We start from the raw sequence: 15,512 nt of genomic DNA, 5'->3' as shown, positions 1-15,512 counted from the left end.
TCCGCTTGCCTCAAGCGGCAGATTGCTCGACCCCATAACCCAATAAATATGCGGGCGTGCCCATGATTACCCTGAAGCTCAACGGTCAAGACCATCCACTGGACGTCACTGAAGATATGCCGCTGTTATGGGCTATCCGCGACGTGGCTGGCTACAACGGCACTAAATTCGGTTGCGGCATGGGCCTGTGTGGCGCGTGCACCATTCATATCGACGGCTCCCCGGCCCGTAGTTGCATCACCCCGATTGGCTCGGTCAAGGGCCAGAACATCAGCACCATCGATAACCTGCATAACGACCCTGTCGGCCAAGTGGTCCAGCAAGCCTGGCTGGATACCGCTGTGGCCCAGTGCGGTTATTGCCAGGGCGGGCAGATCATGTCTGCCACCGCGTTGCTGAAAACCAATCCCAACCCCAGCGACGAACAAATTGAAGAGGCGATGGTCGGCAATATCTGCCGCTGCGGCACCTACAATCGCATCAAGACTGCGATCCGTCAGGCCGCTACTCATTTGCAGGAGGCCAAGGCATGAACCGGTTACCTGTTGATTTCGTCCTGAACAACCTCAGCCGCCGCGGCTTCCTCAAAGGCGTTGGCGTCACCGGTGCCTTGGTGGTCGCTGCCAGTTGGGGCTTGCCGGATGCGTTTGCCGAAGAGGTGAAGAAATACGGCGGTGATGCCATGCCTCATGGTGTGATCGATGACCCCAAGGTTTACGTCAGCATTGCCACCGACGGCACCGTGACAGTGATCTGCAACCGTTCGGAAATGGGCCAGGGCGTACGCACCAGCCTGACCATGGTGGTGGCCGATGAGCTGGAGGCTGATTGGGCCCTGGTGAAAGTCCAGCAGGCGCCAGGCGATGAAGTGCGCTTCGGCAACCAGGATACCGATGGTTCGCGCAGCATGCGTCACTGGTATGAGCCGATGCGTCGTTGCGGCGCGGCTGTGCGAACCATGCTGGAACAGGCCGCTGCCGAACAGTGGAAGGTCCCGGTGGGTGAGTGCCATGCGCAGTTACATAAAGTGATTCACCAGCCCAGCGGTCGTGAACTGGGTTATGGCGCCCTGGCCGCTGCGGCCGGCGCACTGGCGGTCCCAGCGCGGGACAGCCTGCGTCTCAAGCAACCCTCGGAGTTTCGTTACATCGGTAAAGAGGGCACCAAGGCCATTGATGGTGCTGACATCGTCAACGGCCGGGCGGTCTACGGTGCCGATGTGCATTTTGACGGCATGCTCTATGCCACTATTGCGCGGCCACAGGTCTATGGCGGCAAGGTCAAATCCTTCGATGCCAGCGCGGCGCTGAAAGTCCCAGGTGTGGTCAAGGTCCTGGAAATCGAAAGCCGGCCGCTGCCGTCGGAGTTCCAGCCCTTGGGCGGCGTGGCGGTGATCGCCAGCAATACCTGGGCGGCGATCAAGGGGCGTGAGGCTTTGAAGATCGTCTGGGATGACGGTGTTAACGCGGGCTACAACTCCATCGACTACCGCAAGGAACTGGAAGCCGCAGCTTTGAAACCGGGCAAAGTGGTGCGCAACACGGGCAGCATCGACCAGGCGCTGGGCGACGCCGACAGCACCCTGGAAGCCGCTTATTACTTGCCACATCTGTCTCAGTCGCCGATGGAACCAATGGTTGCCATTGCGCGCTATGACAAGGGGCAATGCGAAGCCTGGGCCCCCAGCCAGGCACCCCAAGTGACCCGCGAGCGGATTGCCGAGCGGTTGGGCCTGCCTTTCGATAACGTCACCTTCAACGTCACCCTGTTGGGCGGAGGGTTTGGTCGTAAATCGAAACCGGATTTCATCGTCGAGGCTGCCGTGCTGGCCAAGGAGTTCCCGGGCAAGGCTGTGCGCGTGCAATGGACCCGTGAAGACGATATCCATAACTCCTATTTCCATACCGTGTCCGCCGAGTACCTCAAGGCGGGCCTGAATAAGGACGGCATGCCATCAGCCTGGCTGCACCGTACGGTGGCGCCGAGTATCACCGCGTTGTTTGCCCCGGGTATGAACCACGAGGCGCCGTTCGAGTTGGGCATGGGCTTTACCAACATGGCCTACGCGATCCCCAATGTGCGTCTGGAAAACCCCGAGGCGGCGGCCCATACGCGGGTTGGCTGGTATCGCTCGGTGTCGAACATTCCTCACGGCTTTGCGATCCAGAGTTTTGTCGATGAGTTGGCCCATAAGGCTGGCCAGGATCCGCTGAAGTACCAACTCAAACTCCTGGGCCCGGACCGTCAGATCGATCCCAAGACCCTGAGTGACGAATGGAACTACGGCGAATCCCCTGAGCGTTATCCCATCGACACCGCACGCTTGCGTGGTGTGCTGGAAACCGCCGCCAAGGCCGCCGGCTGGGGCCGCACTTTGCCCAAAGGACGTGGCTTGGGCCTGGCGGTGCATTACAGCTTCGTCACCTATGTGGCAGCTGTCATTGAGGTCGAAGTCAAAGATGACGGTACCTTGATTGTGCACAAGGCCGACATTGCCGTGGATTGCGGCCCGCAGATCAACCCGGAGCGTATTCGCTCGCAGTTCGAAGGCGCCTGCGTCATGGGCCTGGGCAATGCGGTGCTGGGGGAAATCAGCTTCAAGGACGGTAAGGTTCAGCAGGACAACTTCCATATGTACGAAGTGGCGCGTATGTCTCTGGCGCCCAAGGAAGTTGCCGTGCATCTGGTGACCCCAAAAGGCGACGTGCCCTTGGGCGGGGTCGGTGAGCCAGGAGTGCCGCCAATTGCACCGGCCTTGTGTAATGCGATCTTTGCCGCCACCGGCAAGCGCATCCGCAACCTGCCGGTGCGTTATCAGTTGCAGGGTTGGCAGGAGGCGAAGGCCTGATGGACAGCGTCGATCTGAATGTCTTGCGCAGCGTGCTGGAGTGGCGCCGCGCCGGACAGCGGGTGGTGCTGTACAGCGTGGTCCAGACCTGGGGCAGCGCGCCCCGGCCGCCGGGGGCCATGCTGGCCTTGCGCGGGGACGGGGTGGTCATCGGCTCGGTCTCCGGCGGTTGTATTGAGGATGACCTGATCGCCCGCTTGCAGGATGGCCGCTTGCTTGAAGATGGGCCGCCGGTGCAGTTGGTGACCTACGGCGTCACCCGCGATGAAGCGGCACGTTTTGGTCTGCCCTGTGGCGGGACTTTGCGCTTGACCGAAGAGCGCGTCGGCGATCCAGCTTGGGTGGCTGAACTGCTGGCGCGTTGTGAGGCCCATGAGATTGTCGCGCGGGAGTTGGACCTGACCACCGGCGACGTGACCTTGAACGGCGCGAGCAAGACCGACACGCTGACGTTCGACGGCGAGCGTCTGCGCGCCATTTATGGGCCGCGCTGGCGTTTGTTGTTGATCGGCGCCGGCCAGTTGTCGCGCTACGTGGCGGAAATGGCCCGGCTGCTGGATTTCGAAGTGCTGATCTGCGACCCGCGCAAGGAGTTTGTCTACGGTTGGGAGGAGCAGCACGGACGCTTCGTGCCGGGCATGCCCGATGAGGCGGTGCTGAACATCCAGACGGACGAGCGCACGGCGATTGTCGCGCTGACCCATGATCCGCGCCTGGACGATATGGCGCTGCTCACCGCGTTGAACTCCAGGGCGTTTTACATTGGCGCCCTGGGTTCGCGGGTTAACAGCCAAAAGCGTCGGGAAAACCTCGCGGCGTTGGGCCTGGCATCACAAGCGATTGAGCGCCTGCATGGGCCTATCGGTTTGCACATCGGCAGCCATACGCCAGCGGAGATTGCGCTGTCGTTGATGGCGGAAATTGTGGCCATCAAGAATGGCGTGGATCTGTTGCAGAAGAAGCCGTTGCAGGTGACGGTCAGTTGAGGGGGCCAATTACCGCGATTGTCCTGGCGGCGGGGCAGGGCAGTCGTTTTCGTGCGCAGGTGGATCAGGACAAGCTGCTGGCACCTTGTGTGGGCCGTGATGGCGCTACGCGGCCGGTGATTGAGCAGGTGTTGGCCAATCTGCCGGCCAGTGTTGCCAAGCGCTGGGTGGTCACCTCGCCTGATCGATCCGAAGTCATTCGCCTGGCGCAGGCCCATGGTTGTGAAGTGTTGCTTGTACCCTCGACTGGCATGGGCGACAGCATCGCGGCGGCGGTAGCGGCCAGTGGTGCTTGCGACGGATGGTTGGTGGTACTGGGCGACATGCCGTTTGTCCTGCCTTCGAGTATCGAGCACGTGGTGGCTGGAGTTGAGCAGGACGGTATCAGCGTTCCAGTGCATGAGGGTCAGTATGGTCACCCTGTAGGGTTTGGCCGTTCGTTCGGACCTGCCCTGATGGCGCTGACCGGGGATAGAGGAGCAAAACCTTTGTTTGCCCAGGCCTTGGTGCTGGAAGTGCCGGTTGTTGACCCAGGCGTGCTGTGGGATGTGGATGTGCCAGAGGCATTGCATTATCGGTAATGGATGCAGCAGACATAAAAAAGCCCCGCCTGATTACTCAGGCGGGGCTTTTTAGTGGCCGATGGAATCAGGCGAGGGGTTTAGGCTCGTGCTCTTCTTCCAGGGCTTTAGGGTTGTGCTCCACCACTTCCTCAACGGAACGCAGGTTCTCGTCGATGGCAGGGGCGGTGTGCTCAACCACGGCTTCAACTGCCGGGGCGGATGCCTCGACGACTTCAGCGACAACCGGTGCAACTTCGGCTACGACCGGAGCAGCCGCGGCAGCCAGTTCGGCTTCCTTCTGCAGACGTTCGGCTTCACGCTTGCGACGGCGTACTTCACGCGGGTCGTTCGGCGCACGACCGTTTTCGGTCAGGGCGCTGACAGGGGCGGCTTCTACCACTGGAGTGGCTTCGGCAACGACTGGCGCTTCTACGACTGGCGCTGGTTCGGCAACAACGGCGACTGGCTCGGCAGCAACCACTTCAGCGACTGGCGCTGGAGCTTCTTCTACGACCGGAGCAGGTGTTGGTGCTTCGACAACAGCGGCTGGTTCGGCAGTCCACTGGAATGCGGTCTGTTCTTCACGAACTTCACGCACTTCAGGAGTCGGCTCGGCCACCGGCGCTTCTACGGCAGCTTCAACCACTGGCTGTTGCTCAGCAACCACCAGAGGTTCGGCTACCACTTCAACTTCCGGCAGGGCTTCGCGAACTTCACGAGCCGGTGCAACTTCCACTTCCGGAACCGCTGGAGCTTCGATTGGAGTCGTTGCTTCAACCACTGGCGCTTCAACGACAGGCGTCTCTACAACAGTTTGTTCCTGGACCGCGGCGGTAGCGCGTTCGGCTTGCTCATTGGCCTGGGCTTCAGCAGGTGCGCTGATGACCGAGCTGGCAACGGCAGCGGTAACGGCCAGGCCGGCAGCCAGCTCGGCGCCAGTCGGTTCGTTGGTGTTGTCGTCAGTAGCTTCGCCGGTCTCTTCCGAGCCTTCGATCACGTTGCCGTTGGCATCACGTTGACGCTCACGACGGTTGCTGCGACGACGTTGGCCACGGGAGCGGCGGCGTGGGCGATCGCCTTCGGCGTGCTCCTGACCGTCTTCCTGTTGCTGCTCGTCGTTGGACAGCAGTTCTTCTTCTTCGCTGGCGGCTGCGGCTTGTTCGGCGCGAGGTTGACGCTCTTCACGCGGTGCGCGTGGAGCACGTTCTTCACGAGGCTGACGAGCTGGGCGTTCTTCGGCAGTGGCGGCAGCGGTAGCGGCAACGGCTGGAGCTGCATCCAGAGGTTCGCGCAGTTCACGCACGCGTTCTTCACGCTCGCCACGTGGCTTGCGGTCTTCACGAGGCGCGCGCGGTGCACGCTCTTCGCGAGGGGCACGTGGTGCACGTTCTTCACGGGCTACGGCCGGGGTTTCTTCACGGGCTTCGCGTGGCTGACGCTCTTCACGTGGTGCGCGTTCTTCACGCGGTGCACGTTCTTCGCGAGGCTTGCGCTCTTCGTCACGGCGACCGTTGCGGTTACGGCTCTGCTGGCGACCGTTGCGACGCTCTTCGTTACGGGCAGGACGCTCGGTGGCTGGCTTCTCGGCCACAGCTGGAGCAACCGGCTCTTCCTTGGTCGCGAACAGGCTGACCAGTGACTTCACCAGACCCTTGAACAGGCTTGGCTCAGGCAGGGCGGCTGGCGCAGCAACTGGAGCTGCGGCTTCAACCGGAACCGGTGCGTTGGCACGGGCTGGTGCGGTCTTGACGGCGGCTTCCTGGCGAACCAGGGTGCGGGTCGCAGCGGCTGGCTGGACTTCTTCCACGTCGGCAGCGGCAGCAGCGATTTCGTAGCTGGACTGATTGGTGTGGGCTTCCGGGCTGTCATCACGCAGGCGCTGCACTTCGAAGTGCGGCGTCTCGAGGTGATCGTTCGGCAGGATGACGATGCGGGCACGCGTGCGCAGTTCGATCTTGGTGATCGAGTTGCGCTTTTCGTTGAGCAGGAACGCGGCCACCGGGATCGGCACTTGTGCGCGAACTTCGGCAGTGCGGTCTTTCAGGGCTTCTTCTTCGATCAGGCGCAGGATCGCCAGGGACAGCGATTCAACGTCACGGATGATGCCAGTGCCGTTGCAACGTGGGCAGACGATACCGCTGCTTTCGCCCAGGGATGGACGCAGGCGCTGGCGGGACATCTCCAGCAGGCCGAAGCGCGAAATACGGCCGACTTGTACGCGGGCACGGTCGGCTTCCAGGCATTCACGGACTTTTTCTTCCACGGCGCGCTGGTTCTTGGCCGGGGTCATGTCGATGAAGTCGATGACGATCAGGCCACCGATATCACGCAGGCGCAGTTGGCGGGCGATTTCTTCAGCCGCTTCCAGGTTGGTCTGCAGGGCGGTTTCTTCGATGTCGCTGCCTTTAGTGGCGCGCGCCGAGTTGATGTCGATGGACACCAGTGCTTCGGTCGGATCGATAACGATGGAACCACCGGAAGGCAATTCGACGACGCGCTGGAAGGCGGTCTCGATCTGGCTTTCGATCTGGAAACGGTTGAACAGCGGAACGCTGTCTTCGTACAGCTTGATCTTGCTGGCGTACTGCGGCATTACCTGGCGGATGAAGGTCAGGGCTTCGTCCTGGGCTTCAACGCTGTCGATCAGCACTTCGCCGATGTCCTGGCGCAGGTAGTCGCGGATGGCGCGGATGATCACGTTGCTTTCCTGATAGATCAGGAATGGCGCGGAACGATCCAGGGACGCTTCTTTAATAGCGGTCCACAGTTGCAGCAGGTAATCGAGGTCCCACTGCATCTCTTCGCTGCTGCGGCCCAGGCCGGCAGTGCGCACGATCAGGCCCATGTCGGCCGGAGCGATCAAGCCGTTCAGTGCTTCACGCAGTTCGTTGCGTTCTTCACCTTCGATGCGGCGGGAAATGCCACCGGCACGTGGGTTGTTCGGCATCAGGACCAAGTAGCGGCCAGCCAGGCTGATGAAGGTGGTCAGGGCGGCGCCCTTGTTGCCACGTTCTTCTTTTTCTACCTGAACGATGACTTCCTGGCCTTCACTCAGGACGTCCTTGATGTTCACGCGGCCTTCGGGGGCTTTCTTGAAGTATTCGCGGGAGATTTCTTTGAGGGGCAGGAAGCCGTGGCGCTCGGAGCCGAAATCGACAAAGGCAGCCTCAAGGCTTGGCTCGATACGAGTAATCCGGCCTTTATAGATGTTGGCCTTCTTCTGCTCGCGTGCACCGGACTCGATGTCCAGGTCGTAGAGGCGTTGGCCATCTACTAGTGCAACACGCAACTCTTCGGGTTGAGTTGCGTTAATCAGCATTCTTTTCATGTTGTACCGTCGGTTTCCGGGCTGCCGGAAACGGCGTTCGGCACACACGACTTCTCACGGTCGGTGTCAGGTGCGTCAAGAGTGGTTGGCCACTCCAGTGTCCAGCAAAAACCAGCCAATTGGGCCGGTATCGCGACGGACGCGTCCTGCTTGTTAGCGGTGGTGACAAAGGCACCACTTCAACAAAAGCTAAGGTCAGGAGGAGGAATCAACCGGCGACTGTGGACGAGATGAAGCGTCTAAATATAAGCCTAGTGCTACACGGTCCGACGGTTGTGCATCTCCACCCTACACGTATCCCTGATAATTCGGGTGCTGCCGCGCGCAGAATCCGCAGCGGGTTGGCATTTACCGTGTTCTCCAATGGGGAGTCCACGCTCATGGCTAAACAAGACCGGGTGTGGGCGACTGTGCTCTCACTCAGCTCGTAACAGGCGTTGTTTCCGAAGCATTCGCCGTGGTCTGGCTCAAGACTGACTGCACTTTGTGAACTGGCCGTAAATATCGGCGCAAAAGGCGAGTATCTACTCTGCTTTTTGCACTCGCTTCAGGCCTCATGTCACCTGCGCTTGTTACAATCTCGAGCCTTCCAGGGTGGCGAAAGCCCCGTAGGACGGCCTCGCGTCCTGATGAATTGCGATGGTCAGGGCCGGCAGTTTGCCGCTAGTCCTCTGTCCAGGCCGCTTTTGGCGGCGTTCGCGACTATAGCAGCAATGATTAAGTGCTTCAATTCCATAAAAAATTGTTATCATCGCCGCCATGACGACTACCGCCCCCCAGACCCCCAGCGTCCAGCTGCTTGAGGTCTCGCCGGAATATGCCGGCCAACGCATCGACAACTTTCTTCTTGCCAGGCTCAAAGGCGTGCCCAAGACCTTGATTTACCGCATTTTGCGTAAGGGCGAAGTGCGCGTGAACAAGGGGCGGATCAAGCCCGAGTACAAGCTGCAGGCGGGCGATATCATCCGTGTGCCGCCGGTACGGGTGCCTGAGCGTGACGAACCTGTTCCTCTGGCCCAGGGCCTGTTGCAGCGCCTTGAAGCGTCGATTGTCTTCGAAGACAAGGCGTTGATTGTGATCAACAAGCCTTGTGGTATCGCCGTTCACGGCGGCAGCGGCCTCAACTACGGGGTAATCGAAGCCTTTCGTCAGTTGCGCCCAGATGCCAAGGAGCTGGAACTGGTCCATCGTCTGGACCGCGATACCTCTGGTCTGCTGATGATCGCCAAGAAACGCAGCATGTTGCGCCATCTACACGCTGCCCTGCGCGGTGACGGTGTGGACAAGCGCTACATGGCGCTGGTACGTGGCAACTGGGCAACCTCCATCAAGAGCGTCCGTGCGCCATTGCAGAAGAGCAACCTGCGTTCCGGTGAGCGCATGGTCGAGGTGGACGAGGAGGGCAAGGAAGCGCTGACCCTGTTTAAGGTGCTGCGTCGCTTTGGTGACTTTGCCACGATGGTCGAGGCCAAGCCGGTTACCGGTCGCACTCACCAGATCCGCGTCCATACCTTGCATGCTGGTCACTGCATTGCCGGTGATACCAAATACGGCGATGAGGATTTCTCCAAGGAAATCCGCGACCTGGGTGGCAAGCGCCTGTTTCTGCACGCCTACATGCTGACCGTGCCGCTGCCTGATGGCGGCGAGTTGAAGCTGCAAGCACCTGTCGATGAAATGTGGGCCAAGACCGTGGAGCGCCTGAGTGTCGCACCCTGATTACAAGCTGCTGATCTTTGATTGGGATGGCACGCTGTGCGATTCCATTGGTCGGATTGTCGAGTCGATGCACATGGCGTCGACGCGCTCGGGGTTTGAGCCCTGCGAGGACCTGGCGGTCAAGGGCATCATTGGCCTGAGCCTGGCAGAGGCCATTCGCACCCTGTATCCGCAGATCGGTGACGATGATTTGGTCGCGTTTCGCCAGCACTATGCCGATTACTATATGGCCCTGGATGCCGAGCCTTCGCCGCTATTTGAGGGGGTGGTGCAATCCATGGATGCGTTGCGTGGCGAGGGCTATCACCTCGCTGTTGCGACCGGCAAGGCGCGTCGTGGCCTGGATAGAGTGCTCAAGGCCCATGGCTGGAGCGATTATTTCGATGCCACCCGTGCGGCGGATGAAACAGCTGGCAAGCCCCACCCGCTGATGCTGGAGCAGATCCTCGCCCATTGTGGCGTGTCTCCTCGGCAGGCGTTGATGGTGGGTGATGCGTCGTTCGACCTGATGATGGCGCGCAATGCCGGGATGGACTCCGTGGCGGTCAGCTACGGTGCCCAGTCTGCCCAGGCCTTGCAGGCGTACGAGCCCAGGCTGACGATTGACCGTTTTTCTGAATTGCAGGCCTGGCTCAGTCAGGCCAATTAAGTCTTTGCTGGGGTGGATGGCATGACCGATGAGTGGAAAGCGCCTGAAAAGGCCAGTACCGATAGCAACGATGACAAAAGCTGGAAGCTGCTGGAAAAAACCTTGCTGGCCAGCGTCCAGGAGCAGCGTCGTTCGCGACGTTGGGGAATCTTTTTCAAGCTGCTGACCTTTGTTTATCTGCTGGGCATGCTGGCGCTGTTCAGTCCGCTGATGGATATGGAAAAAAACGCCACCCGTAGCGGTAATTACACGGCGTTGATCGAAGTGCGCGGGGTGATTGCCGACAAGGAGTCTGCCAGCGCCGACAATATCGTCAGCAGCCTGCGGGCAGCCTTTGAGGATTCAAAGGTCAAGGCTGTGATTCTGCGCATCAACAGCCCGGGCGGCAGTCCGGTGCAGTCTGGTTATGTGTATGACGAGATCCGTCGTCTGCGCGGCTTGCATCCGGACATCAAGCTGTATGCGGTAATTTCCGACCTGGGTGCTTCGGGTGCCTATTACATCGCCAGCGCCGCTGACCAGATTTACGCCGACAAGGCCAGCCTGGTGGGTTCCATTGGTGTGACAGCGGCCGGTTACGGCTTTGTCGGCACCATGGAAAAGCTGGGTGTCGAGCGTCGGACGTACACCTCTGGTGAGCATAAGTCGTTCCTGGATCCGTTCCAGCCGCAAAAGGCTGATGAAACCCAGTTCTGGCAGAATGTGCTGGATACCACTCATCGGCAATTCATCGCCAGCGTCAAGCAGGGGCGGGGTGATCGACTCAAGGATAAAGACCATCCTGAGCTGTTTTCCGGGTTGGTCTGGTCTGGCGAGCAGGCGCTGCCGCTGGGTTTGATCGATGGCCTGGGCAGTGCCAGTTCGGTGGCGCGGGACGTGATTGGCGAGAAAGAGCTGGTGGATTTCACCGTTCAGGAATCGCCGTTTGATCGCTTTTCCAAGAAGCTCGGTGCCAGCGTAGCTGAGAAGCTGGCGCTGTATATGGGCTTCCAGGGGCCGACGCTGCGCTGAGATTTCAAGCCTGGTGTAGATCAAAATGTGGGAGGGGGCTTGCTCTCGATAGCAGTGGGTCAGTTACAGATAAATTGACTGATCCACCGCCATCGGGAGCAAGCCCCCTCCCACATTTGGTTTGCGGTGTATTCAGGGGATTTGCACGCCTTCAGTCAGCAGCATATCCACCAGTCGAATCAGTGGCAGGCCCACCAGGCTGGTGGCGTCTGGCCCTTCGGTGCTTTGAAACAGGCTCACTCCCAAGCCTTCGGCCTTGAAGCTGCCAGCGCAGTCGTAGGGCTGTTCGGCTCGCAGGTAGCGCTCGATGCGCGCCGCGTCCAGCGTGCGCATGTGCACGGTGAAGGGGATGCAGTCGACCTGTAGGTGCCCGGTATCGCTGTTCAGCACTGCCAGGCCGGTCAGGAAGCTGACTCGCTTGCCGCTGGCCGTCAGTAACTGCTCGCGTGCCTGCTCGAAAGTGTGAGGCTTGCCGATGATCTGGTCGTCGAGCGTTGCGACTTGATCGGAGCCGATAATAAGATGGCCTGGATAGCTGCCAGCAAGCGCCCGGGCTTTTTCCTCGGCCAGGCGCTTGACCAGCTCCTCGGCCGTCTCGTTCGCGCGGTGGCTTTCGTCGATATCCGGTGAGCTGCAGGTGAACGGCAGGTGCAGGCGGCTCAACAATTCCCGGCGATAAACCGAGCTGGAAGCGAGTAATAAAGGCAGCATGGACGTCTCCTCAGGGCAGTCGCGAATTCTAGCGAGGTGGCCAGGTGACGGACAGGGCTGAATTTCCTTTGACATGGCTGGGGGCATCCCTATAATGCTGCGCCTATGTTGAATGACCCGATTCCACCTCACGTTGACCCGCGCAAATTGGCTGATCGTGGCACCACCCTTCAAGGTGAAGTGCTGCTGGCCGATTTGGAGAGACTCTGCGACCCGCTTTCCGACAATGTCGGTACGGTGCAGGCTAAATTCGTTTTTGAACGAGATGAACGTAAATCTGTGGTAATTCACAGTTTTATCGACACTGAAGTCAAAATGGTTTGCCAGCGTTGTCTTGAGCTGGTCACCCTGCCGATCCACAGCGAATGCAGTTATGCTGTGGTGAAAGAGGGTGCGAATACCCAGTCGTTGCCGAAAGGTTATGACGTGCTGGAACTGGGCGAAGATCCATTGGATCTGCATGCACTGATCGAGGAGGAGCTTCTGCTCGCCTTGCCCATTGTGCCTGCTCATCATCCGGAAGAATGCCAGCAGCCGGAGGGTCTCGATGACGAGGCCGAGCCGAGCGAGGACGAGGTAACGCGGTCCAACCCGTTCAGTGTATTGGCGCAGTTAAAGCGTGACCCAAACGTTTAGGAGTTAATCAATTATGGCTGTTCAGCAGAACAAAAAATCCCGCTCTGCCCGTGACATGCGTCGTTCCCACGATGCTCTCGAGGCTAGCACCCTGTCCGTAGAAAAGACCACCGGTGAAGTTCACCTGCGTCACCACGTATCGCCAGAAGGCGTATACCGTGGTCGTAAAGTGATCGACAAGGGCGCTGACGAGTAATCACTTGTCTGCTCAAGTCATCGCGATTGACGCAATGGGCGGGGACTTCGGTCCCCGCAGCATTGTTCAGGCCAGTATTGCTTGCCTGTCTGCCACACCCTCGCTGCACCTGACCCTTGTCGGTCAACCCTCCCTACTTGAAGAATTGATTGCCAGCCATCCGGCGGTGGATCGCGTGCGCCTGACGATTACGGCTGCCAGCGAAACCATTGGCATGGATGAAAAGCCTGCGCAGGCGCTGCGTGGCAAGCCGGACTCTTCGATGCGTGTGGCCCTTGAGCTGTTGCGTGATGGCAAGGTTCAGGCCTGTGTCAGTGCTGGCAATACCGGGGCCTTGATGGCGTTGTCCCGTCATGTGTTGAAAACCCTGCCAGGCATTGACCGGCCGGCGATGGTGGCGGCAATTCCCACCCAGCGTGGCTATTGCCAGTTGCTGGACCTGGGGGCGAATGTCGACTGCAGTGCCGAGCACTTGTTGCAATTTGCCGTGATGGGATCGGTGGCCGCGGAAACGCTGGGTGTGGTGCGGCCTCGGGTGGCCCTGCTCAACATTGGCACCGAAGACATCAAGGGTAATCAGCAGGTCAAGCTGGCTGCCAGTTTGTTGCAGGGTGCGCGGGGCTTGAATTACATCGGTTTTGTCGAGGGTGACGGGTTGTACCGGGGCGAAGCGGATGTGGTGGTGTGCGACGGTTTTGTCGGCAATATCCTGCTCAAATCCAGCGAAGGCCTGGCGACGATGATTGCTGCGCGCATCGAGGCCTTGTTCAAGCGCAACCTTGCTTCACGCGTGGTGGGCGCTCTGGCGCTGCCTTTGATGCGGCGCTTGCAGGCGGACCTGGCACCGGCGCGGCATAACGGTGCGAGTTTCCTGGGGTTGCAGGGTATTGTGATCAAAAGCCATGGCTCGGCAGGGGTGCAGGGTTTTCAAAGCGCCATCCAGCGTGCCTTGATCGAGATCCAGGAAAACCTGCCACAACGCTTGCGCGGCCGCCTTGAGGATCTGTTGCCTTAGGCGAATGGGGCCGGAAATGCTTAAATGTGACCGGCCAGTTCAATTGACCATCCAATCTGTCAGTTTCTTGCGCTCCCACCTGTGGGGCGCCAATTTCCGACGACCAGATCATTAGGGGCTTGTTACATGTCTACATCCCTCGCATTCGTCTTTCCAGGGCAGGGTTCGCAGTCCCTCGGCATGTTGGCCGAGCTGGGCGCGGAATATCCGCTGATCCTGGAAACTTTCAAGGAAGCTTCCGATGCCCTGGGTTACGACCTGTGGGCGCTGACCCAGCAGGGGCCGGAAGAGCAGCTTAACCAAACCGACAAGACCCAGCCGGCCATTCTCACCGCCTCGATCGCCCTGTGGCGCTTGTGGCTGGCTGAAGGTGGTGCACGTCCGGCTTATGTCGCCGGCCATAGCCTGGGCGAATACAGTGCCCTGGTAGCCGCTGGCAGCCTGACCCTCGGTGAAGCGGTCAAGCTGGTGGAGCGTCGCGGTCAACTGATGCAAGAAGCTGTTCCTGCCGGGCAGGGTGGCATGGCCGCGATTCTCGGCCTGGAAGACGCTGACGTGATCGCAGCCTGTGCCGAAGCGGCTCAGGGCGAGGTGGTCAGTGCCGTCAACTTCAACTCCCCAGGCCAGGTGGTGATCGCCGGTGCCAAGGCGGCTGTCGAGCGTGCCATCGAAGGCTGCAAGGCCCGTGGCGCCAAGCGTGCCATGCCGCTGCCGGTCAGCGTGCCGTCCCACTGTGAGCTGATGCGTCCGGCTGCCGAGCGTTTTGCCGAGTCTGTCGCCGCTATCAATTGGCAGGCGCCGCAGATTCCATTGGTACAGAACGTCAGTGCGGCTGTTGCTCCGGATCTGGAAACCCTCAAGCGCGACCTGCTGGAGCAGCTGTACAAGCCGGTCCGCTGGGTTGAGTCGGTTCAGGCCCTGTCGGCTAATGGTGCGACCCAGTTGGTCGAGTGCGGTCCCGGCAAAGTCCTGGCCGGCCTGAACAAGCGCTGCGCCGAAGGCGTGTCGACTTCTAACCTCAATACCCCGGATGCCTTCGCTGCCGCTCGCGCGGCACTGGCCTGAACTAAGGAGAAGCCTGCATGAGTCTGCAAGGTAAAGTTGCACTGGTTACTGGCGCAAGCCGTGGCATTGGCCAGGCGATCGCCCTGGAACTGGGCCGTCTGGGCGCTGTGGTCATCGGTACCGCAACCTCCGCCGCCGGCGCTGAGCGTATTGCCGCGACGTTGAAGGAAAATGGCGTTCAGGGCACCGGTCTTGAGCTTAACGTGACCAGCGATGAGTCCGTGGCTGCCGTATTGGCCGAAATCACTGCACAGTTCGGTGCTCCGGCTATCCTGGTGAACAACGCCGGTATCACCCGCGATAACCTGATGATGCGCATGAAAGACGACGAGTGGCATGATGTCGTCGACACCAACTTGAACAGTCTGTTTCGCCTGTCCAAGGGGGTTTTGCGCGGTATGACCAAGGCGCGTTGGGGGCGAATTATCAATATTGGCTCCGTAGTGGGTGCCATGGGCAACGCAGGCCAAGTAAACTACGCCGCCGCCAAGGCAGGTCTGGAAGGTTTCAGCCGTGCACTGGCGCGTGAAGTCGGCTCGCGGTCGATTACGGTCAACTCGGTGGCCCCAGGGTTCATCGACACCGATATGACCCGCGAATTGCCTGAGACGCAGCGTGAAGCCTTGCTGACGCAGATTCCGCTGGGCCGTCTAGGCCAGGCTCAAGAGATCGCGAATGTGGTCGCTTTCCTGGCATCCGACGGTGCGGCATACGTGACTGGGGCTACAATCCCGGTGAACGGCGGGATGTACATGAGTTAAATTGTGACGGATCGCTTCAAAAAA

14 protein-coding genes are annotated in these 15,512 nt (G+C 60.1%); 12 read left to right on the top strand and 2 right to left on the bottom strand.

Annotated features, from left to right (window positions below):
- Positions 1-62 precede the first annotated feature (62 nt).
- The 4 genes from HKK55_RS17480 to HKK55_RS17465 are packed head-to-tail and all read left to right on the top strand — an operon-like array spanning position 63 to position 4,415.
- Positions 63-533, top strand: a complete 471-nt coding sequence (locus HKK55_RS17480) for a (2Fe-2S)-binding protein (protein WP_169355827.1) — start codon at positions 63-65, stop codon at positions 531-533.
- Positions 530-2,848 carry a xanthine dehydrogenase family protein molybdopterin-binding subunit gene (locus HKK55_RS17475; RefSeq protein WP_169355826.1) on the top strand — a complete coding sequence of 773 codons (2,319 nt, stop codon included), beginning with the start codon at positions 530-532 and terminating at the stop codon, positions 2,846-2,848. The genes HKK55_RS17480 and HKK55_RS17475 overlap by 4 nt, the downstream gene beginning before the upstream one ends.
- Positions 2,848-3,834, top strand: a complete 987-nt coding sequence (locus tag HKK55_RS17470; RefSeq protein WP_169355825.1) for an XdhC family protein — start codon at positions 2,848-2,850, stop codon at positions 3,832-3,834. The genes HKK55_RS17475 and HKK55_RS17470 overlap by 1 nt, the downstream gene beginning before the upstream one ends.
- Positions 3,831-4,415, top strand: coding sequence for an NTP transferase domain-containing protein (locus tag HKK55_RS17465; RefSeq protein WP_169355824.1), 585 nt, complete (start codon positions 3,831-3,833; stop codon positions 4,413-4,415). Before HKK55_RS17470 ends, HKK55_RS17465 begins: the two co-directional genes overlap by 4 nt.
- 67 nt (positions 4,416-4,482) lie before the next feature.
- Here HKK55_RS17465 and rne read toward each other — a convergent pair whose 3' ends face one another.
- A complete protein-coding gene (rne, locus tag HKK55_RS17460) occupies positions 4,483-7,716 on the bottom strand; it encodes a ribonuclease E (protein WP_169355823.1) in 3,234 nt (1,077 codons plus the stop codon).
- Positions 7,717-8,484: 768 nt separating this feature from the next.
- Between rne and rluC the strand changes: the two genes are divergently transcribed.
- The 3 genes from rluC to HKK55_RS17445 are packed head-to-tail and all read left to right on the top strand — an operon-like array spanning position 8,485 to position 11,104.
- Positions 8,485-9,444 (top strand): 23S rRNA pseudouridine(955/2504/2580) synthase RluC, encoded by a 960-nt coding sequence (gene rluC, locus HKK55_RS17455; RefSeq protein ID WP_169355822.1) that lies wholly within the window; start codon positions 8,485-8,487, stop codon positions 9,442-9,444.
- The gene (locus HKK55_RS17450; protein ID WP_169355821.1) at positions 9,431-10,093 is read left to right on the top strand and encodes an HAD-IA family hydrolase; all 663 of its coding nucleotides are present in this window, start codon (positions 9,431-9,433) and stop codon (positions 10,091-10,093) included. Before rluC ends, HKK55_RS17450 begins: the two co-directional genes overlap by 14 nt.
- Positions 10,094-10,114: 21 nt before the next feature.
- On the top strand, positions 10,115-11,104 hold the full coding sequence (locus HKK55_RS17445; protein WP_169355820.1) for a S49 family peptidase: 990 nt from the start codon (positions 10,115-10,117) through the stop codon (positions 11,102-11,104).
- A gap of 132 nt (positions 11,105-11,236) precedes the next feature.
- On the opposite strand, the gene HKK55_RS17440 is transcribed toward HKK55_RS17445, so the two are convergent.
- Positions 11,237-11,815, bottom strand: coding sequence for a nucleoside triphosphate pyrophosphatase (locus HKK55_RS17440; protein ID WP_169355819.1), 579 nt, complete (start codon positions 11,813-11,815; stop codon positions 11,237-11,239).
- A 105-nt stretch (positions 11,816-11,920) separates the two neighbouring features.
- Here HKK55_RS17440 and HKK55_RS17435 point away from each other — a divergent pair, with 105 nt between their 5' ends.
- The 5 genes from HKK55_RS17435 to fabG all read left to right on the top strand — a co-directional run bounded on the left by HKK55_RS17435 (position 11,921) and on the right by fabG (position 15,488).
- The gene (locus tag HKK55_RS17435) at positions 11,921-12,451 is read left to right on the top strand and encodes a YceD family protein (protein WP_169355818.1); all 531 of its coding nucleotides are present in this window, start codon (positions 11,921-11,923) and stop codon (positions 12,449-12,451) included.
- Positions 12,452-12,464: 13 nt separating this feature from the next.
- Positions 12,465-12,647, top strand: coding sequence for a 50S ribosomal protein L32 (gene rpmF / locus HKK55_RS17430; RefSeq protein ID WP_003179396.1), 183 nt, complete (start codon positions 12,465-12,467; stop codon positions 12,645-12,647).
- Positions 12,648-12,651: 4 nt separating this feature from the next.
- Complete coding sequence (gene plsX, locus HKK55_RS17425; protein ID WP_169355817.1) at positions 12,652-13,662, top strand: phosphate acyltransferase PlsX; 1,011 nt, start codon at positions 12,652-12,654, stop codon at positions 13,660-13,662.
- A gap of 126 nt (positions 13,663-13,788) precedes the next feature.
- On the top strand, positions 13,789-14,727 hold the full coding sequence (gene fabD, locus HKK55_RS17420) for an ACP S-malonyltransferase (RefSeq protein ID WP_169355816.1): 939 nt from the start codon (positions 13,789-13,791) through the stop codon (positions 14,725-14,727).
- A gap of 17 nt (positions 14,728-14,744) precedes the next feature.
- Positions 14,745-15,488: a 3-oxoacyl-ACP reductase FabG gene (gene fabG, locus HKK55_RS17415; protein ID WP_169355815.1), complete on the top strand. Its 744-nt coding sequence runs from the start codon at positions 14,745-14,747 to the stop codon at positions 15,486-15,488.
- Positions 15,489-15,512 lie beyond the last annotated feature (24 nt).

It is taken from the genome of Pseudomonas sp. ADAK18 (assembly GCF_012935695.1).
Classification (GTDB): domain Bacteria; phylum Pseudomonadota; class Gammaproteobacteria; order Pseudomonadales; family Pseudomonadaceae; genus Aquipseudomonas.
This window is presented reverse-complemented; position numbering and strand designations above follow the sequence as displayed.